This is a genomic window from Exiguobacterium sp. 8A (assembly GCF_902506275.1).
Classification (GTDB): Bacteria; Bacillota; Bacilli; order Exiguobacteriales; family Exiguobacteriaceae; genus Exiguobacterium; species Exiguobacterium profundum.
This window is the reverse complement of the sequence record NZ_LR733630.1, coordinates 1,097,868-1,116,861: the sequence shown is the minus strand read 5'-3', so window position 1 is coordinate 1,116,861 and position 18,994 is coordinate 1,097,868. Positions and strand designations below refer to the sequence as shown.

General features: G+C 48.0%; 18 protein-coding genes. 14 read left to right on the top strand and 4 right to left on the bottom strand.

Annotated elements, in window-relative coordinates:
* Positions 1 to 78: 78 nt before the first annotated feature.
* Both GVY42_RS05735 and GVY42_RS05730 read left to right on the top strand, forming a co-directional pair.
* A complete protein-coding gene (locus GVY42_RS05735; protein ID WP_159562582.1) occupies positions 79 to 858 on the top strand; it encodes a nucleotide pyrophosphohydrolase in 780 nt (259 codons plus the stop codon).
* A gap of 126 nt (positions 859 to 984) precedes the next feature.
* Complete coding sequence (locus tag GVY42_RS05730; protein WP_159562581.1) at positions 985 to 2,898, top strand: N-acetylmuramoyl-L-alanine amidase; 1,914 nt, start codon at positions 985 to 987, stop codon at positions 2,896 to 2,898.
* 80 nt (positions 2,899 to 2,978) lie between these two features.
* On the opposite strand, the gene GVY42_RS05725 is transcribed toward GVY42_RS05730, so the two are convergent.
* The 3 genes from GVY42_RS05725 to GVY42_RS05715 are packed head-to-tail and all read right to left on the bottom strand — an operon-like array spanning position 2,979 to position 6,787.
* Positions 2,979 to 4,019, bottom strand: a complete 1,041-nt coding sequence (locus GVY42_RS05725) for a ribonucleotide-diphosphate reductase subunit beta (RefSeq protein WP_074036411.1) — start codon at positions 4,017 to 4,019, stop codon at positions 2,979 to 2,981.
* Positions 3,976 to 4,482, bottom strand: a complete 507-nt coding sequence (locus tag GVY42_RS05720; protein WP_159562580.1) for a flavodoxin domain-containing protein — start codon at positions 4,480 to 4,482, stop codon at positions 3,976 to 3,978. Before GVY42_RS05720 ends, GVY42_RS05725 begins: the two co-directional genes overlap by 44 nt.
* A 49-nt stretch (positions 4,483 to 4,531) precedes the next feature.
* Positions 4,532 to 6,787: a ribonucleoside-diphosphate reductase subunit alpha gene (locus GVY42_RS05715; RefSeq protein WP_371730226.1), complete on the bottom strand. Its 2,256-nt coding sequence runs from the start codon at positions 6,785 to 6,787 to the stop codon at positions 4,532 to 4,534.
* A 532-nt stretch (positions 6,788 to 7,319) separates the two neighbouring features.
* On the opposite strand from GVY42_RS05715, the gene GVY42_RS05710 reads away from it, so the two are divergent.
* The 12 genes from GVY42_RS05710 to GVY42_RS05655 all read left to right on the top strand — a co-directional run bounded on the left by GVY42_RS05710 (position 7,320) and on the right by GVY42_RS05655 (position 17,287).
* On the top strand, positions 7,320 to 7,550 hold the full coding sequence (locus tag GVY42_RS05710) for a DUF1871 family protein (protein WP_159562579.1): 231 nt from the start codon (positions 7,320 to 7,322) through the stop codon (positions 7,548 to 7,550).
* Between the two features lie 13 nt (positions 7,551 to 7,563).
* Positions 7,564 to 7,812 (top strand): NifU N-terminal domain-containing protein, encoded by a 249-nt coding sequence (locus GVY42_RS05705; protein ID WP_074036416.1) that lies wholly within the window; start codon positions 7,564 to 7,566, stop codon positions 7,810 to 7,812.
* Positions 7,809 to 8,609, top strand: coding sequence for a glycosyltransferase family 2 protein (locus GVY42_RS05700; protein WP_159562578.1), 801 nt, complete (start codon positions 7,809 to 7,811; stop codon positions 8,607 to 8,609). Before GVY42_RS05705 ends, GVY42_RS05700 begins: the two co-directional genes overlap by 4 nt.
* A gap of 2 nt (positions 8,610 to 8,611) precedes the next feature.
* The gene (locus tag GVY42_RS05695; protein WP_012726802.1) at positions 8,612 to 9,106 is read left to right on the top strand and encodes an Lrp/AsnC family transcriptional regulator; all 495 of its coding nucleotides are present in this window, start codon (positions 8,612 to 8,614) and stop codon (positions 9,104 to 9,106) included.
* A complete protein-coding gene (locus GVY42_RS05690) occupies positions 9,103 to 10,287 on the top strand; it encodes an aminotransferase (RefSeq protein WP_159562577.1) in 1,185 nt (394 codons plus the stop codon). The genes GVY42_RS05695 and GVY42_RS05690 overlap by 4 nt, the downstream gene beginning before the upstream one ends.
* A gap of 58 nt (positions 10,288 to 10,345) precedes the next feature.
* Positions 10,346 to 11,590, top strand: coding sequence for a lysine N(6)-hydroxylase/L-ornithine N(5)-oxygenase family protein (locus tag GVY42_RS05685; protein ID WP_159562576.1), 1,245 nt, complete (start codon positions 10,346 to 10,348; stop codon positions 11,588 to 11,590).
* Between the two features lie 197 nt (positions 11,591 to 11,787).
* The gene (yugI, locus tag GVY42_RS05680; protein ID WP_074033496.1) at positions 11,788 to 12,180 is read left to right on the top strand and encodes a S1 domain-containing post-transcriptional regulator GSP13; all 393 of its coding nucleotides are present in this window, start codon (positions 11,788 to 11,790) and stop codon (positions 12,178 to 12,180) included.
* Between the two features lie 99 nt (positions 12,181 to 12,279).
* Complete coding sequence (locus tag GVY42_RS05675) at positions 12,280 to 13,272, top strand: Gfo/Idh/MocA family protein (RefSeq protein ID WP_159562575.1); 993 nt, start codon at positions 12,280 to 12,282, stop codon at positions 13,270 to 13,272.
* 74 nt (positions 13,273 to 13,346) lie between these two features.
* Positions 13,347 to 14,510 (top strand): iron-containing alcohol dehydrogenase, encoded by a 1,164-nt coding sequence (locus GVY42_RS05670; RefSeq protein ID WP_159562574.1) that lies wholly within the window; start codon positions 13,347 to 13,349, stop codon positions 14,508 to 14,510.
* Positions 14,511 to 14,616: 106 nt separating this feature from the next.
* Positions 14,617 to 15,969 (top strand): glucose-6-phosphate isomerase, encoded by a 1,353-nt coding sequence (locus GVY42_RS05665; RefSeq protein ID WP_074036426.1) that lies wholly within the window; start codon positions 14,617 to 14,619, stop codon positions 15,967 to 15,969.
* A gap of 99 nt (positions 15,970 to 16,068) precedes the next feature.
* Positions 16,069 to 16,542, top strand: coding sequence for an RNA deprotection pyrophosphohydrolase (gene ytkD, locus GVY42_RS05660; RefSeq protein WP_159562573.1), 474 nt, complete (start codon positions 16,069 to 16,071; stop codon positions 16,540 to 16,542).
* On the top strand, positions 16,523 to 17,287 hold the full coding sequence (locus GVY42_RS05655) for a S9 family peptidase (protein WP_159562572.1): 765 nt from the start codon (positions 16,523 to 16,525) through the stop codon (positions 17,285 to 17,287). Before ytkD ends, GVY42_RS05655 begins: the two co-directional genes overlap by 20 nt.
* A 15-nt stretch (positions 17,288 to 17,302) precedes the next feature.
* Here GVY42_RS05655 and pckA read toward each other — a convergent pair whose 3' ends face one another.
* Positions 17,303 to 18,874 carry a phosphoenolpyruvate carboxykinase (ATP) gene (gene pckA, locus GVY42_RS05650; protein WP_159562571.1) on the bottom strand — a complete coding sequence of 524 codons (1,572 nt, stop codon included), beginning with the start codon at positions 18,872 to 18,874 and terminating at the stop codon, positions 17,303 to 17,305.
* Positions 18,875 to 18,994 lie beyond the last annotated feature (120 nt).

The window sequence follows — 18,994 nt, the reverse complement described above, 5'->3', positions numbered from 1 at the left end:
TGGAACCCACCCTTTCCGGACAACTAGGTTGAGCATAGTATATCATGTAAGCGGTAAATAAAGCAGAAAGATAGGTGAATGAACGTGAGAGAAGTTCAACAGAAAATCGATACGATGATTCTTCATTTAGGTGGTTACTGGAGACCTTTATCCGGGCTAGCACGATTGTTAGAAGAGGTAGGAGAAGTAGGTGGCGCGTTAAGGAGAGAGGCGCGGGATGAGTTGAAAGAGGAGTTACTTGATGTACTAGTGATCTCCACGTGTCTGGCAAACCAGTATGCGATTGCATTGCAACAACCAGAGGCAGAGGGAGGAGAATCGAAAGAGAAACTGTATTTTCAAATTGTTGAAGAGGCAGGGGAAGTGGCGCGGATTTTGAACGCTTATGAAGGCGATAAGAAGTTAAAACCGAATCGTAAAGGTCAATCACTACAGCATCATATCGAGCAATTGCAGCGTGCCGCTTTGTCTCTTGGAGAGTCTTACCATCTCAATCTGTTCGATTCACTCTTTGCCCTTATCGAAGAGAAGTCGGCCCGGGACTTCGGACGATTTGATCATACGCCGGATCCGATTACGGAGACATCGGTGCGTACTTATCTATCACATCAGCCAGGTCGCTATTGGGGCGGAGTCCCAGTTAAATCGTTTGAGCGATTCGACCGATATATAGAACGAGAACAACATATCGAGCGTTTTTGTCGCATTGCAGCGATTGAAGGATTGGACGGATTTGTAATTCAACAGAAACGAGATGGATTGATTGTTACAGAGAATCCTTCGATTAAAGAAGGCTTTACTGTCGCCATCGAACGTTACGGTGCGGAGACGTTTCTGATCATCCGACCGGTCAAATAAAAACATTTACCTTTTTATCAAAAACATTCATCTTTTTTTCAAATATTTACTTTTTTTAAAAAAGCATTATGCTAATATGAAATTGTTGTTAGTAGGAAATGCCGCAATGAGAAAGGAATATTTTGGATGAAAATGAAACTATTGAAAGTTGCCCTCATCTTAACGGTCCTCTTGTTTGGTATGCAACTTCCGTCTGCTGAAGCTGCTACTTACGATGGAGAGACGACTGTCAATTTGAACATTCGTACATCCCCTAGTCTGAGTGGGAAGGTAGTGAAAACATTACCAAAAAGCACGAAAGTAAAGTATGGAACGTATAATCAGTCCTGGCACAAAGTGTATGTAAACAATCGTACATACTATGCCTCGGCCCAGTACATTCGGAAACTTTCATCCACTGCAAGTTCGCTAACGACGCAGGCGGCAACGTCTACTGGTGTGACAACTGCGAACTTAAACGTACGAGTCACGTCTCATCGATCGGCGAAGATTGTCGCTACGTTGAAGAAAGGGACGGAAGTGAAGTATGCCGTTCATAATTCTTCTTGGGCAAAAGTCTACCTAAATGGCAAGACGTACTATGCCGCCAAAGCTTACATCGCACCGAAACTGACAGAATCGAATGTGGAGCGGACAAACGGCTACGCGAACCGTGAGTTGAAGTTGTTCGCTGAACGCAACCAACGTTCGAAAGTGCAGAAAGTTCTTCCGAAACATACGGCTGTCGTCTCGAGTAAATATAATTCAAGTTGGTCGATTGTCTATATCGGGAACGAGACGTATTATACGCCGACTTGGGGCATCACAGCAGGCACATTGGAAACTGGTGTAGAGAAAAAAGACGGGTATGCAAACCGGGAGATGAAACTCTTCGCTGAGCGGAATCAACGTTCGGCGGTGAAGAAGGTACTCCCCGTGAACACGGCTGTCGTCTCGAGCAAATACAACTCGAGCTGGTCGATTGTATATCTCGGAAGTGAAACTTATTACACACCGACAGCTTGGATCTCTACGTCGAAAACGCCGACAGAGCCTCCGACGACAACGAAACCGGATGATGGACTCACGCAAGGGTATGCAAACCGTACAGTAAACTTGTTTGGGAAAACCCATCAGAGTTCGGAAGTCCTCATGGTTCTTCCGAAATACACGGCTGTTTCATACAAAGCGTACAATTCGAGTTGGTCGACTGTTCATATCGGCTCGAAAGTCTACTACACAGCGAGTTCGTGGTTGACGAAAGGGAAAGCCCCGGCAGCGCCGGAAGCTGCACCAAAAGGTACGGTATACATCAACACACCAGGTGATGTATTGAACGTTCGTTCGAAAGCGAGTCTTGATTCGAATGTGGTTGGTCAACTCAATCACGGAACAGCTGTTTCACATTATGGGACAATCAATGGTTTCCATAAAATCAAGTTCAATGGACAAGATGCTTTCATTTCTTCAGCATTCGTGATGACATCTAAGCCGAGCACATCGACTGGAACAGTCATCGTCCTTGATCCAGGACACGGTGGAAAAGACCCAGGAGCAGTTAATGGATCTCTCTATGAGAAAACGATTGTACTCGATGTAACGAAACGTGTAGAAGCTTATCTTCGCTCAAAATATGATTACAATGTACGTCTCACTCGTTCAACTGATGTCTATTTGACTCTAGATCAGCGAGTTGCTGCAGCGAAGTCGTTACGTGGTGATTTGTTTGTAAGTATGCACGTCAACGCAGCCGGTTCATCATCTGCGAAAGGGGTAGAAACGTTCTATTCTTCTCAGTCTGCGCACAGCGCTCGAAGTCGTGTCCTTGCTTCAAACATTCAAAGCAACTTGGCAGGTAAAATGAGTGGAATGTCGAACCGAGGAGTGAAAACAGCTAATTATTACGTTATTACGTATAATACAATGCCATCTGCACTCGTCGAATTAGGATTTATCTCATCACCAACAGATTTGACTTACCTTCGAAGTAACACGTCTCGTCAGCAAATGGCGGAAGGTGTGGCTGAAGGAATTGCCAAATATGTTCAGACTTATTATTGATTTGAATTAACCCAGACATGATTGTCTGGGTTTTTTTGATGTACAAAAAACCGAACCGATTAAATCGGTTCGGTTCAATTTTATAGATCATCAAATCCGTTCGCGTCTGTCACTTTCGCATAAGAACGTGACTTTTGTTCGAAGAAATCAGATTTTGTCGCATTGAGCGAGTCATCTGAGTATGCACGGATCCAAGGCATGACATCTTCGTCAAATCCTTCATACAAGTCATTCAGACCGATGACGCGGAGGCGTTTATTCGCCAAGTATTTGACGTAGTCTCGCATTTCACTGACGTCGAGTCCATCGAGGTCACGGAGAACGTATTCACACCACTCGATCTCGAGGTCGACCGCTTCTGCCATCGTGTCGTATACGAACTGACTGAACTTTCCGTTTTCATCAATCTTCGGATTTTCTGTCAGCACGGCACGTAAGAGCTGGCTGATGAAGTAAGAATGTTGCATCTCATCACGTTGGATATAACTGATCATCGTTGATGTACCGACCATCTTTTGGTGGCGGGCGAGATTGTAGAAATAAGCGAATCCTGAATAGAAGTTGATGCCTTCTAGAATGACGGATGCAACGAGCGATTTCGCAAAGTTTTCAGCGTTCGGAGTCTCGCGGAACGCTTCATATAAGTCCAAGATGAATTGATTGCGCTTCATGACCATTTCATCGTCTTTGGCGATGTCAAAGATTCGATTTTGTTCAGCGAGTGGCACGAGACTTGATAGGACATAGCTGTATGATTGATTGTGCACGACCTCTTGTTGTGCGATGACCGCGAGAACGGCGTGTACAGACGAGTCAGATGAGAACATAGAAGACTCGAGGATGTATCGTGTCTGGACCGAGTCGAGAATCGAGAGCAGTCCGATGATCCGTTTGAATGCATCCTGTTCACGTTCAGTCAATTGCGGCCATTGTTGCATATCCTTAGACATTGAGATCTCATCAGGAATCCAAAAGTTCGATAATAACTGTTTGTAAATGGTATAGAACTGAGGATACGCGATATCGTTCCAATTGACGATCGAACTCGTTTCCCCGCCAATGATGGCGGTTGCCCGGTTAGGATGTTTGGGCGACAATAATTTGATTTTCTGAATCGACATGATGCATAACTCCTTCTTCTACATGGTGAGCCATCCGCTCTGCCCAATGTTGGACGTTGAACGGTTGGTTACGTGGGGACTGCTCGATTTTAAGCAGTTCCCCGGCAAGTGGGATTCCGTATTTTGAAAGGTGGTACGCCATCTCGTCAACAGCGCGACAGAAATGTACAAACATCTTGTCACCGGTTCCGAATACCGCAGCTTGTCGAATCGGCACTTGGAGTTCCTTTAACACGAGGCGGAACGTATCTTTCATTTCGTCTGGTAAGATTCCGTCTGCCCACGTGTAAGAGCCGAAATAGACGAGGTCGAACGAAGCGAGCGATTGAGCTTCGCGATATCCGACGCGATCGGCATCATAGCGGACGACCGTATCGCCACGGCGATGATGTGTCGATTCGATGAGCGATGCCACTTCTTCTGTGTTTCCACTCATCGAATGACAGACGATTGCGATGTTCATAGGGTGGACCACCTTTCTATAAAATGTACATAATGATTATGACGATGGTTTACGAAGCACACGACTCACATTCGTCGACTTCGACAGTCGTCGAACGAGTGTAGTAAATCGACTTCATGCCAAGAGACCATGCCTCGAGGTGCATCGCAAGAAGCTCTGTCGCTTTTACATCGTTCTTCACGTATAAGTTGAAGCTGATTGCTTGGTCGATGTGGCGCTGGCGAGCCGCGTTTTGACGGATGCTCCATAATTGATCAATTTCAAATGCTGATTTATAGAACCAGTTCGTGTCCGGCGTCAAGTCGGGAACCGTGACTGGAATCTTATAGTTTTTCTTCTCTTCTGAGTAGACCTTTTTGTAGACCGGGTCAATCGATGCGGTACTACCAGCGATAATCGCCGTCGATGAGTTTGGTGCAACGGCCATCATATAGGCGTTACGGACGCCGTTTTGATGTACTTCTGCTGCGAGACCGTCCCAATCGAGGTCGTCGTGTGAACGATAGTTCCGACGCTTGAAGTATTCGCCTGTATGCCATTCTGAACCTTCGAAGACGCCGAATGCTCCTTTTTCTTTGGCGAGTTCCATCGATGCTTGGATTGTGAGATACGCGATTTTTTCATAGAGTTTCTCTGCATATTGAACGGCATCGACCGATTCCCAACGGATTCCTTCTAGTGCGAGCAAGTGATGCCAACCGAACGTTCCTAGACCGACTGCACGATACTTCTGGTTCGTGATCATCGCCTGTGGAACTTCGATCGTATTCAAATCGATGACGTTATCGAGCATACGCATTTGAATCGGGATGAGTCGTTCGAGCACATCGGCTTTCACGGCACGAGCAAGTGCGATTGAACTCAAGTTACAGACGACGAAATCACCAGGAGTCTTTGTGATGACGATTTTTCCGTCTTGTGTGTATTCTTCTTCGATTGTCGTTGCCGACATGTTTTGCGCAATTTCAGAACAGAGGTTGGAACTGTAGATCATCCCGGCATGTTTGTTTGGGTTTGCGCGGTTCACTGCGTCTCGGAAGAACATATATGGTGTACCTGTTTCAAGTTGTGAGCGCATGTAACGTTTTACAAGGTCGATGGCTGGAACTGTCACACGAGATAATTCTGGCGTGTTGACACATTCCATATATTTCTCTGTGAAGCTTCCACCGTTCTCTGATTCGTCAAAATAGTCTTCAAGGCTATATCCCATCACGGTACGAATCTCGTGTGGATCGAACAAGTGCCAGTCGCCGCGTGCCTCGACCGTACGCATGAAGAGGTCCGGTAAGCAAACGCCTGTGAACAAGTCGTGTGTCCGGAGGCGCTCATCCCCGTTGTTCAATTTCGCGTCTAGGAATTCGAAGATGTCCTTATGCCAAATGTCTAAATAGACGGCAATTGAGCCTTGACGCATACCGAGTTGGTCGACAGAGACGGCCGTGTTGTTCAATTGCTTCATCCAAGGAAGGGCACCACTTGAGACGCCTTTGAATCCTTTGATGTCACTACCACGTGAACGAATTTTCCCGAGGTAGACACCGATTCCACCGCCACCTTTTGAGAGCGTCGCCACATCGGTGTTCGAATCATAAATGCCACGGAGGGAGTCATCAACTGTATCAATGAAACAAGAGCTGAGCTGTCCATATGATTTACCGGCGTTTGACAACGTTGGTGTCGCGACCGTCATATAAAGGTTTGATAAAGCCCAATAAGCTTCTTCGACGAGCTTCAATCGAGTCGTCTCATCTTCTTTTTGCATGAGCGTCATCGCGATGACCATGAAGCGCTCCTGTGGAAGCTCATAAAGGTTCTTCACATGATCGCGCCCAAGATAGCGGTCCGACAACGTGCGGAGTCCGATATATGTGAAGAGACGGTCACGGGATGGGTCGATCAATGTTTCGAGATGGTCCATGTCTTCTTTTGAATACGTATCGAGAAGCGCTGACGTGAAAATTCGTTTTGATGTTAACGTCTCGACCAGTTGATAGAAGTTACCATAACGCATAGATGCTTCGTAACCGCGGTTGCGTGCCGCTTCAAGATAGAGGCGGTTCAAGTACATTTCCGTTGCCACGAACGTCCAGTCCGGTTCTTCGGCTTTCAACATATCGAGGGCATGCATCGTCAATAAGTCATATACTACATCTTGTGTTAGCGTTTTTGTCTCGAGCGCCCGAATCGCCCGTTCTTCATAGCGTTCTACGCTTAAGTGAGGATACCGTGTCTGGATAGATTGAATAAGAGAAGAGACGTCAGAAAGCGTTGGAGCCGCTGGTAGCATCGTCTCGTGGTGGATAGGGGATGTCAAAATAGATCACTCCTTTAGATGGTGTAGACGTTATAAAAGGATAATAAGAACTTCCTTACCTGTCACAATATCGTGTTAACGATCAAAATACCCGTTAACTATATATTGACACTTTTTTATCTTTTTAATCATAAAACACCTATATTTAGTTTTTCAATCCTTGACATTCTGGAATGTGCCCGTCACCTTTTTGCTTTTGCTCCAAAAGGGCTTCATGACCCAATTTGAGACAGAGAACTGAGATGAAAAAAATTTATGTATTGTCTTTGCTTGTTTTTTCACAAATTGATGAATTCGATTTCATCACTCTTGATGAAACATTTCATCCGTTTGTTTGAGGTGGAATGGATTGTATTTGACGTTACTTATCAAAATACCTGCATATTCATTTCATACTAGATATAGTGTTCTGATGAATCAAGAAATATGAATCCATTTGTCAAGGCTGGTATCCGAGTAAAAAGTAAGGTAGATTGGTGAAGTAGGACATGGAATTTCAGCGAAAAGAAGGGTTTAACAAGTGCGTACAGAAGACTTATTATTAACATGGGACCCACTCGGTTATGGGGCAGGTTCATACGGACCGGAGTTTGATGAAGTCATGATGGCATTAACCTATGTCGATTCTACCGAACAATTGACCGAAGTGATTCGCCGAACGCTTCTTGAAGCGTTCGATGCGTGTCCACCAGAAACAGAGATTTTCGAGATGGCGCAGCGACTCCTCGCATCGTCATCTTGCCAACTATAAGGAGGAACCAATAATGTTACGAATTGATCCAACACCGAATCCGAATGCGATGAAAGTGACACTTCCAGAGAACGTGTTTGGCGCCAAGAGTCAAAGTGTGAAGGCGGGCGAAGCGACAGATCAACCGCTTCTCGCCAAGTTAGTTGAAATCGAAGGCGTGGAGAGTGTCTTTGCTTATGGTGACTTTGTGACCGTATCAAAGGAGAACGGTGTGAGCTGGGAAGCAATTCTTCCACTCGTTGAGACGGCATATCGCGGATGAAACCGATTGTCTCGATTGTCATTCCGGCTTATAAGCGCGAGACGGAACTGACGGAACTGCTTGAAAGTCTAACGGTCCAAACGTTTCAGCAGTTTGAGGTCTTGGTCATGAATAATGAAGGGCCGCCAAAACAACACCTTTTGGCGCCTTTTTTGAATCAATTGGATGCACGTGTCATCGAAGTGGGTGAAAACCATCATGTTCGTGCCCGTAATCGTGGTGTTCTCGAAGCGAGAGGCGATGTCATCTTGTTACTAGACGATGACGATTTGCTCATGCCGACACATCTAGAGGCAGGGCTACGCGACCTTCAACAGGCTGACCTCGTCTATTCGGACGCTGAGCTGTTCCGCTTCGAATGGAGAGGAGGCCGTCGTGTCGTGACGGACTGGGAACCGTTCGCTTACGCGTTCGATCGAGAGCGGATGCGTCAGGACTCGACGTTTATCCCTTCGGGTACGATGTATCGCAAATCGATTCATGACACGATCGGCCTATTCGACGAAGACGTCTATAACTACTGGGATTGGGATTTCTTGTTAAGGGTAATGGATGCATTCACCGTGTCACACCCGGCGCGTGCGACGGTACTGTACGCGTTCAACGGGACCGACAACCTATCAGCAATACAGGATGAAACGAGACGTCGTTATTTTGATCGTTTTTGTCAAAAGCACGGTCTGACAGACATGGAGATGAAGAATTTCCATATCGTTCAGGAGGAACGACGTTCATACGTGAGACAGACAGAGAGAACGTTCACAGGCGTGCTACCTGGTCGAACGGAAGGAGAATAAGTATGTATTCATCAAAAGAACTTGAGTTGTTAGAATTGTTAGAAGAAAAGGGGTATCTCGAGACGAAGATGTTGGCTGACTTGTTGGCACTCGATGAAGAGACGATTGAGTCGATGCTCGAGAAGTTCAAGCAAGACGGGATTCTCCTTGGATTTCGTGCCATGGTCAATTGGCAAAAAATCAATCGCCACGATGTCACTGCCTTCATTGACGTTAAAGTGACTCCGAAACGAGGGCGCGGATTTGACGACGTGGCCGAGCGTATTTATCGCTTCCCAGAAGTGACGGCGCTTTATTTGATGTCGGGGGCTTATGACCTTCAAGTCGTCATCCGGGCAAACTCGCTTCAAGATGTTGCCTCATTTGTCTCAGACAAGCTTTCGCCGCTTGATTCGGTTTTGTCGACGACAACTCACTTCAAATTGAAGACGTACAAACATGACGGGATCTTGTTCACCCCACAAACTGAAGATAAGCGGTTGAACATCACGCCATGAAGTCTTTATCAAATCAAGTCGTCTCGATGAAGCCATCGGGCATTCGCCGTTTCTTCGACTTAGCACAGACGATGGATAACGTGGTCTCTCTCGGGGTGGGAGAACCGGATTTCATCACACCGTGGAACGTGCGAGAAGCGAGCTATGCCGCACTCGAAGAAGGATATACGGCCTATAGTGCTAACGCCGGTCTCATCGAGTTGCGTGAAGAGATTGCAACTTATATGAAAGAACGCTTTTTAGTCGAGTACGATCCGACGTCTGAATTGATTGTCACGACAGGGGCATCGCAGGCGCTCGATATCGCATTCCGTGCCCTTCTCAATCCAGGGGACGAGGTCATCGTGGTCGAACCGGCATTCGTTTCATATGGTCCACTCATCGAGTTGGCAGGTGGAACCGTCGTGCCTGTCGCGTGTCGTCCAGAGAAAGGGTTTCGACTCGATCGGGATGACGTCGAGCAAGCCATCACAGAACGAACGAAAGCGATCTTGCTCTGCTTCCCGTCCAATCCAACGGGCGCTACGATGAATGGCGACGAACTCGCGCAAATCGCAGAACTCGCGACAAAGTATGACCTTTGGGTGGTCAGCGATGAGATTTATGCGGAACTTTGTTATGACGACCCATTCGTCAGCTTCGCGACGCTCCACGACATGCGAGACCGGACGATTGTTGTGAATGGTTTCTCAAAAGCGTTCGCAATGACAGGATGGCGTCTTGGCTTCACATGCGCGCCCGAAGTTGTGACACGAGAGATGTTGAAGGTCCATCAATATGGCATGATGTGTGCACCTACGCTCGTTCAATTCGGTGGACTCGAGGCACTTCGGACTCGTGAGCAGCACGTGCCGAGCATGGTGAAAAGTTATCGTCAACGTCGGAACTATTTCATTCAAGCGCTGAACGAGGCGGGATTACCGACGCACGTGCCAGGTGGAGCATTTTATGCTTTTCCTTCGATTCGACATACTGGATTGACGAGTGAGGAATTTGCAGAACGTCTTCTCATCGAAGAACGTGTCGCCGTTGTTCCTGGAAATGCCTTCGGTGAGAGCGGGGAAGGATTCGTCCGGGCGAGTTATGCGACTTCGCTCGAACAACTACAAGAAGCGATTCTCCGGATTCAACGTTTCATGAAACAATTTGAAGTCACAGTAGCCAAGGACTCTCATTCATGAGAGTTCTTTGGCGTTTTAGCGATATAACGAAAGGGAAAAGACGGGCGAGGTGAAGATGATGAAACGATTTGACTTTGTTGCAATCGGGTGTGGTCCGTATAATCTTGGTCTCATGGCCCTTACGGAAAAAACTGAACTGCATGGGATTTGCTTTGAGCAACGCGCGGAGATGATGTGGCATGAAGGCATGTTGATTGAAGGGATGACGATGCAAACGCATTATTTACAAGATCTCGTCACGTTGGCGGACCCGACCCATTCGGCGAGTTTTCTGAACTATTTGAGTGATACGGGTCGACTCCAAACATTTATCACGCAAGAACAAGATAAGATTCCTCGAACGGAATACAATCGTTACTTGCGATGGGTTGTAAATCAACTGTCGACGATTCGTTTCAATCATTATGTGTCTGACGTTGTAGTGGAAGAAGAGGGCTTCCTCGTGACCGTCGAATCAGATGGTCGATCGCCACAAGTTCATACAAGACATCTCGTCCTAGGGACAGGGGCGGCGCCATTCGTGCCGGACGGGTTTGAACAAGTCATTCATACGAGCGATTATTTGACGTACCGTGACGTCCTCAAAGACCGATATCGTGTCGCGGTCGTGGGGAGCGGACAGAGTGCGGCGGAAGTCTTTCTGGACTTGTTGCGTGAAGCGACGGATGAACAACGCGTCGACTGGATCACACGCTCCGAACAATTTGAGTCACTCGAAGCAGGCAAGCTTGGGGATGAAATTTTTAGTGTGGATTATGTCGATTATTTTCATAAGCTACCGTACGACGCTCGGCAAGAGCTACTCGGGTCATTCGAGCGTTTCCGTCATGGTGTCAATCCTGAGACGATGACCTCGATCTATGAGACCTTGTATCATCGGACGGCAGAAGCGAAAGCGACGAAGGCTGATATGATGACACAGGTCGAAGTGGAATCGATTTCTTATGATTGGTTAACACATCGTTTGAAAGGGACCCAACGGTATACGGGAGAAATGATTGAAAGAGAGTACGATCTCGTTGTCGTGGCGACGGGGTATCGCCCGGTGATCCCATCTTGGATAGATCAGCTCCCGGTTGTATGGGAAGTAGAGGGAGAATGGGCAGTCCGTGACACGTATGAGGTGATCATGAGCGAGTCGCTAGGCGGAAAGTTGTTTACGCACACGAATATAGAGCATTCACATGGTCCGGCTGCGACGAATCTCGGGATGGCAGTCTATCGAAATGCGGTCATTTTGAACGACATGGCTGGAGAAACGATCTATCCGATTCGTCATCAGAAGCCGTTTACGACATTTTGAACAAAAAAAGGGCTAGGCGAGTCGCCTAGCGGAATCAGGGGGGAATACTTGAAGTCTTGCTTGATTTGTATTTACCCCGCACTTCGACTTTAAAACATACCAACACGTCAAAAATAATCTTTTTTACTAAATTCTACACTTTATCGAAAAAAGTATGTTATAGTAAGTTGATGAATTTAGCATAGGAGTTGTTTGTAATGGCAAAATACGAAAAAGATCAAGTATTAACAGGTAAAGTAACAGGAATCCAACCTTTCGGTGCTTTCGTAGCACTCGACGATGAGACTCAAGGTCTTGTACACATTTCAGAAATCTCACACGACTACGTAAAAGACGTAAACGATTACGTTCAAGTTGGTCAAGAAGTTGAAGTGAAAATCCTTGAAGTGGACGAAGCTTCTAAAAAAATCAAGCTTTCAATGAAAGCGACTCAAGAAGCTCCAAAACGCGAGAAGTCTGCGAAGCCAGCTCGTCGTGCGCCACGCCGCAACGAAGCATCTTCAAACTTCAAGCAAGAAGAAGCTCCAGGATTCACAGTCCTCAAAGACAAACTTGAAGACTGGATCAAAAACACAAACTTCAAGAAGTAAGTGTTTCAAGGTGGCCCGTTCTAAACGGGTCACCTTTTTTATTTTACAGGAATCGGCGGATTGAATGACGAAACTGTAAAGCGAATAGGAGGGGATGGCATGAAGATTGGCATCATCGGAACGGGAGGAATTGCGACGAGTGCCCATATCCCGAATTATGTCAAAGCAGGCATGGATGTGGTAGCGGTCATGAACCGGACACGGGCAAACGGGGAACGTGTCGCACGACAGTTCGGCATCCCAAACGTTTATGAGACGGTCGAAGAGATGCTTTCACGCAAAAATCTCGATGCGGTCAGTATATGTACACCAAACGCCTTACATAAAGAGCAAGTGCTGCTTGCGCTTGAAGCAGGATGTCACGTTCTCTGTGAGAAGCCACCGGGAATTTCAGAGAATGAAGCGATCGAGATGTTAGAAGCGGCAAAACGAGCCGGAAAAACATTGCATTACGGATTCCATTACCGACATCGTGAGGATACGGTTCTGTTGAAGCGAATGATTGATGCGGGTGAACTCGGAGACATCTATGCAGCGACGGCGCTCGCGCTTCGACGGCGTGGAATTCCGGGATGGGGTGTCTTCACGAATAAAGAACTGCAAGGCGGGGGTGCATTACTCGACATAGGTGTGCATATGTTAGACCTGGCGCTTCATTTGATGGGATACCCGAAACCGAGAGAGGTCGTCGGTCATGTAGGTCAGTACTTAGGGAATCGTCCTGGTGTCGGCTTGCTGGGGGAATGGGACGCGAGTTCGCTCACAGTCGAGGATACGGCGAGAGCGATGGTCACGTTTGAAAACGGAGCATCCTTATTACTCGACGTCAGCTACATGGCCAATATCGAGGAAAAAGATACGATGCGAGTGGAATGTCGCGGCACGAAAGCCGGAGCCAGTCTGTTCCCGCTCACACTTCACACGGAGAAATTTGGGGCATTGTTTGACGAGCGACCAGCTTATTTGACTGAACACGACCCGTATGAGCGGCAAATCCGACTCTTCCTTGAGGCCTGTGGAGAAGAGCTGAACTATCGGCAAGCGGAGGAAGCGGTCATCTTGCATCACATCATCGACCGTATCTATCAGTAAGCACGATACTTTTCATTCCGTGAAAACAGGGTATATAGTGTAGGTGTTACATATTTCTATGAGGAGGTTAACTTATGCACAACTTTGAATACAAAAACCCGACAAAACTAATTTTTGGAACACATCAGGTCGAAAAATTAGGTGGAGAACTAGAAGCGCTTGACGCGAAGAAAGTGATGCTCGTCTATGGTGGCGGAAGCATCAAAAAGAACGGGACGTACGATGAAGTCGTGGCCGAGCTTGAAAAAGCCGGTATCTCATACGTAGACTTCTCAGGTGTTGAACCGAACCCGCGGATTGAGACTGTACGTCGTGCGGTGAAATTTGCGCGTGAAGAGGACGTTGATGCCTTGCTAGCTGTCGGTGGCGGTTCCGTCATCGACTGCACAAAACTGATTTCAGCAGCGATTCCATATGACGGGGACGCGTGGGACATCGTACTTCGTGAACATATCCCGACAGAGGCGGTACCATTCGGGACAGTCCTTACACTCGCTGCGACAGGGTCGGAGATGAACTCGGGATCGGTCATCACGAACTGGGAGACTCAAGAGAAGTTCGGTTGGGGTCACCCACTTGTATTCCCGACATTCTCGATCCTCGATCCACGTTACACCGTGTCAGTTCCAAAAGACCAGACAATTTATGGCATCGTCGACATGATGAGCCACTGTTTCGAGCAATACTTCCACCCGAACCATGCGCCGGTACAAGAACGCATGACAGAAGGTGTGTTGAAAGCGGTCGTCGAATCGGCACCGAAACTCGTCAACGATTTAGAAAACGTAGACCTCCGTGCCATCATCTTATTCTCAGGTACGATGGCATTGAACGGTGTACTTCAAATGGGTGCAGCCGGTGACTGGGCATCGCACAACATCGAACACGCCGTATCTGCTGTCCATGACATCCCGCATGCTGGGGGCCTCGCGATCCTCTTCCCACGTTGGATGGAACATGTGTTGGATGAAGACAACGCGGCTCGCTTTGCTCGACTCGGTACGGAAGTGTTCGATGTGGAGCCAGGTGCAACGGATTTAGAGACAGGGAAGCGTACAATCGAGGCCATCCGTGCGTTCTTCGATCAACTCGGTGCACCGAACTCGCTTCGTGACTACGATATCGATGAGTCGACATTCGATGCGATTCTTGATTCTGCGATGAAACGTGGTGCATTTGGTCGTTTCCGTACGCTCGAACGGGAAGATGTTGCGCATATTCTCGAACTAAGTAAATAAGGCGATTTCTTGCCTATTTTGCAATAATGATTGAACGAATCTAGACTTTCCGTTTATGATGGGTCATGTATGGCTCTTTTACGAGCGATTTAAAGGAGGAAATGACATGTCAACTGTACGTTTCGATTATTCAAACGCGCTCTCATTCGTAGGGAAGCATGAAATCGACCAAATGCAAGAAACGGTAAAAACTCTTCACTCGGTGATTCACGAGCGGAGCGGTGCCGGAAGTGATTTTCTTGGGTGGGTCGACCTTCCGACCGAATACGATCAAGATGAGTTCGCACGAATCAAAGCTGCGGCGGAACGAATTCGCGAGAATTCAGATGTTCTCGTCGTCGTCGGAATCGGAGGTTCTTACCTCGGTGCCCGTGCAGCGATCGAAATGCTTCAACATTCGTTCTTCAACGTATTGTCAAAAGAAGAGCGCAAGGCGCCACAAGTATTCTATGCGGGCCATAACATCTCTTCAACGTATATGAGAGAATTGCTTCAAGTGCTTGAAGGGAAAGACGTCTCAATCAACGTCATCTCGAAATCAGGAACGACGACAGAACCTGCGATCGCATTCCGTGTCCTCAAGCAATTCATGGAAGATAAGTATGGTCAAGACGGAGCGCGTGAGCGGATCTATGCGACGACAGACCGTGCCCGTGGTGCCCTCAAGACGCTCGCGGACGCTGAAGGTTACGAGACGTTCGTTATTCCAGATGACGTCGGTGGACGTTTCTCTGTCCTCACACCGGTCGGACTTCTTCCGATTGCCGCTGCAGGAATCGATATCGATGCTTTGATGGAAGGCGCACGCGATGCACAAAACGCCTACAGCTCGCCAGAATTGGCTGAGAACGAAGCGTATCAGTATGCAGTCGTACGTAATGCTCTCTATGCGAAAGGTAAATCGATTGAGATGCTCGTCAACTACGAACCAGCTCTACACTACGTGTCAGAGTGGTGGAAACAGCTTTACGGAGAATCAGAAGGGAAAGACAACAAAGGGATCTTCCCTGCGGCTGTCGACTTCTCGACTGATCTTCACTCGATGGGTCAATACATTCAAGAAGGCCGTCGCGACTTGTTCGAGACAGTCATCCGTGTGAAAGAAGTCCGTCACACAATGAATGTCCCAGAAGACGCACAAGACTTGGATGGTTTGAACTTCCTCGCAGGCGAAACAATCCAATTCGTGAACGACAAGGCGACAGAAGGGACGCTCCTCGCACATACAGATGGGGACGTACCGAACCTTGTCGTCGAATTGCCAGAGATGACACCTTACCACCTCGGTTACTTGTTCTACTTCTTCGAGAAAGCATGTGCAATGAGCGGATACATCCTCGGGGTGAACCCGTTCAACCAACCTGGCGTTGAAGCATACAAAGCGAACATGTTCGCATTACTCGGTAAACCAGGGTATGAAGAACAAAAAGCAGAACTTGAAAAACGCTTGAATCAATAAGAAAACGAATCGGTCCGCGTGTCGGACCGATTTTTTTGTTTGAAACTGGGTGCAGACAAGGTAAAGTGAGAGTAGACAGGGGAAAGAAAGGGATGGACTATGAAGACATTCAAGGATTACTATCATAATCAAGTCGAGTTAAGCTTCACCCATTATCCGTTCTCAGACACGCCGCTCCACGTCTGGGTCGTCGCCCGATATAAGGACAAATGGGTATTGACGAAACATAAGCAACGAGGGCTCGAATTCCCAGGTGGGAAAGTCGAGCCGGGCGAACATGAGGATGCCGCTGCCATCCGGGAAGTATATGAAGAGACCGGAGGCGTCGTCAAGACATTACGATACATGGGGCAGTATCGTGTGCTCGGCCGCGGCGACACCGTCATCAAAAACATTTATTTTGCGGAAATCGAACGATTCGAAGATCATCCCGCAGTCGACGAGACGGATGGGGCCGTCTTGATCGATGTCTTGCCGGACAACCTACTACGGAATCCACGTTACAGTTTTATGATGAAAGACCGTGTCTTACCGGAAACGATGAGGGTGCTCCATGAGCAACACTTGGTTTGATCGGGTCGACGTCTTGCCACCTTATGCCGGTTATCGGGTGACGCGTGGGTGGTATACGACGAATGATGGGGAAGAGGTCGTCGCTTATTCGATTGAACCGAAACGGTCGAACGGACAGGTATTGATGTACTTACGAGGGGGGACGGCACGAATCGGAGACGTCCGGTTGCCGCGACTCATGCAATTTGCGGCACGTGGTTTTCATGTGGTGGCCCCGGTTTATCGAGGCAATCACGGAGGTACGGGAAAAGAAGACTTCGGTGGAGAGGATTTAGAAGACGTACTCTCACTCTATGATCGCGTCCAAACGAGTGGACGACCGATTCATGCGCTCGGTTTTTCGCGCGGTGGGATGATGGCACTCTCTCTCGCATCTGAACGACCGGTCACCACTGTCACTTCATGGGCCGGTGTGACGAATCTACAGTGGACGTATGAAGAGCAGCGCTCGATGCGGAAGATGTTACGTCGCATGACGGGCGGGGACCCTGAATCGGCAGAAACGGCATATACGGAACGTTCTCCGCTCTATAAGGAATGGGGCGCTCCAACGCTGATCATCCACGGTACGGATGATGAACAGGTCCGATTGCGCCATGCGACGGCAGTCGCCGAGAAATTAGGTGAGCAGGCCGAGTTTTGGGTGCTTCCGTTCGGACACCAACTCCCGTTTTGGGATAAATGGGAGACGACCGAACAAGCGATGGAATGGATGCTACAACAAGCAAAAGCACCGACTCGATGAGTCGGTGCTTTCGTATTAGATGACCAGTGGACCGGCTGCGATGACCGATTCACTCGCTTTCGTGAACCGTGTGAAGTTCTCTTTAAACTTCATCGCGAGTGCCTTCGCCTCGACATCGTAGCGAGCTGGGTCGCTCCACGTGTCACGTGGATTGAGCACGTTACTCGGTACGCCTTCGATGGCTACTGGGATCTCGACGTTGAAAATGTCATGTTTCTTCGTGTCGACGTCACGAAGTTGACCGTTGACTGCGGCGTTGACCATCGCACGCGTGTAAGCGAGTTTCATACGCGAACCTTCACCGTATGCACCGCCAGTCCAACCTGTGTTGACGAGGTAGACATCCACGTCGTGTTCCTCAATCAATTTACCGAGCATATCCGCGTAACGCTCTGGAGCGAGCGGAAGGAACGGTGAACCGAAGCAAGTCGAGAATGTCGCCTGTGGTTCTGTGACACCGCGCTCCGTGCCGGCAAGTTTTGACGTATAACCCGACAAGAAGTGGTACATCGCCTGTTCTTTCGTCAGTTTGCTGATCGGAGGCAAGACGCCATATGCATCTGCCGTCAAGAAGACAATCGTATTCGGATGACCTGCGCGAGATGGGAGCATCGCATTGTCGATGAACTCGATTGGATATGCCGCACGTGTGTTTTCCGTCAAGGAAATGTTCTTATAGTCCGGTGTACGATCTCCATTCAACACGACGTTTTCAATCAATGAACCGAAGCGAATCGCATCATAGATTTGAGGTTCGTTCTCACGAGACAAGTTGATCGTCTTCGCGTAACAACCTCCTTCGATGTTGAAGACCCCATCCGGTGACCATCCGTGTTCGTCGTCTCCAATCAAGTGACGCTCAGGGTCAGCCGAAAGCGTTGTCTTCCCAGTGCCCGACAATCCGAAGAAGAGTGCCGTTTCGTTCGCATCGTTGACGTTTGCCGAACAGTGCATCGATAACACGTTCTGCTCAGGTAGCAAGAAGTTCATGACGGAGAAGATAGATTTTTTAATTTCGCCACCGTATTCTGTTCCCCCGATCAGAATCGTGCGCTTGGCGAATGAGACGAGAATGAACGTCTCAGAGTTCGTACCATCGACCGCAGGGTCTGCTTTATAGCTCGGTGCATAAATGACCGTGAACGGGTCGAACGCACCTTTCGTCGGCCATTCGCGTAAGAACAATTGTTTGGCGAACAGACTGTGCCACGCATACTCCGTAATGGCACGGACAGGCAACGTATAGTGTTCATCTGCACCAGCGGATGCTTCTAGATAATACAGCTTATCCTTCTTTTCTAAATGGTCGAGAACTTTGTCAAGAAGTGCTGAAAACTTCTCTTCTGCGATCGGTTGGTTCACTTTACCCCAATCGACGAGGTTGTTGCTGACTTCATCTTGTACGACGAATTTGTCTTTCGGTGACCGTCCGGTAAAAGCACCGGTGCTGACAGATAATGCCCCGTCTTTTGTCAGTACACCTTCACCATTTTGAATGGCTTCTTCCACCAGCTCTGGAACCGTCAAGTTCCGTAACATGTCGGCACCATTAATTAATTCTTCGATTTTCAGGAGCGTTGTCGCCATCCTGAATCCCACCTTTCCCCTAAATAGATGTGGATGAAATCCGCATACTTCCGCGATTACGATTAATCAGTATGACATTTTTAATTATATGTGACACACTAATTAAACACAAGCGTTTCT

Coding starts and splice junctions, on each gene's coding strand:
- GVY42_RS05735 (WP_159562582.1), top strand. CDS start 79: ATGAACGTGAGAGAAGTTCAACAGAAAATCGATACGATGATTCTTCAT.
- GVY42_RS05730 (WP_159562581.1), top strand. CDS start 985: ATGAAAATGAAACTATTGAAAGTTGCCCTCATCTTAACGGTCCTCTTG.
- GVY42_RS05725 (WP_074036411.1), bottom strand. CDS start 4,019: ATGTCGATTCAGAAAATCAAATTATTGTCGCCCAAACATCCTAACCGG.
- GVY42_RS05720 (WP_159562580.1), bottom strand. CDS start 4,482: ATGAACATCGCAATCGTCTGTCATTCGATGAGTGGAAACACAGAAGAA.
- GVY42_RS05705 (WP_074036416.1), top strand. CDS start 7,564: ATGTTACGAATTGATCCAACACCGAATCCGAATGCGATGAAAGTGACA.
- GVY42_RS05700 (WP_159562578.1), top strand. CDS start 7,809: ATGAAACCGATTGTCTCGATTGTCATTCCGGCTTATAAGCGCGAGACG.
- GVY42_RS05695 (WP_012726802.1), top strand. CDS start 8,612: ATGTATTCATCAAAAGAACTTGAGTTGTTAGAATTGTTAGAAGAAAAG.
- GVY42_RS05690 (WP_159562577.1), top strand. CDS start 9,103: ATGAAGTCTTTATCAAATCAAGTCGTCTCGATGAAGCCATCGGGCATT.
- GVY42_RS05685 (WP_159562576.1), top strand. CDS start 10,346: ATGAAACGATTTGACTTTGTTGCAATCGGGTGTGGTCCGTATAATCTT.
- yugI (WP_074033496.1), top strand. CDS start 11,788: ATGGCAAAATACGAAAAAGATCAAGTATTAACAGGTAAAGTAACAGGA.
- GVY42_RS05675 (WP_159562575.1), top strand. CDS start 12,280: ATGAAGATTGGCATCATCGGAACGGGAGGAATTGCGACGAGTGCCCAT.
- GVY42_RS05670 (WP_159562574.1), top strand. CDS start 13,347: ATGCACAACTTTGAATACAAAAACCCGACAAAACTAATTTTTGGAACA.
- GVY42_RS05665 (WP_074036426.1), top strand. CDS start 14,617: ATGTCAACTGTACGTTTCGATTATTCAAACGCGCTCTCATTCGTAGGG.
- ytkD (WP_159562573.1), top strand. CDS start 16,069: ATGAAGACATTCAAGGATTACTATCATAATCAAGTCGAGTTAAGCTTC.
- GVY42_RS05655 (WP_159562572.1), top strand. CDS start 16,523: ATGAGCAACACTTGGTTTGATCGGGTCGACGTCTTGCCACCTTATGCC.
- pckA (WP_159562571.1), bottom strand. CDS start 18,874: ATGGCGACAACGCTCCTGAAAATCGAAGAATTAATTAATGGTGCCGAC.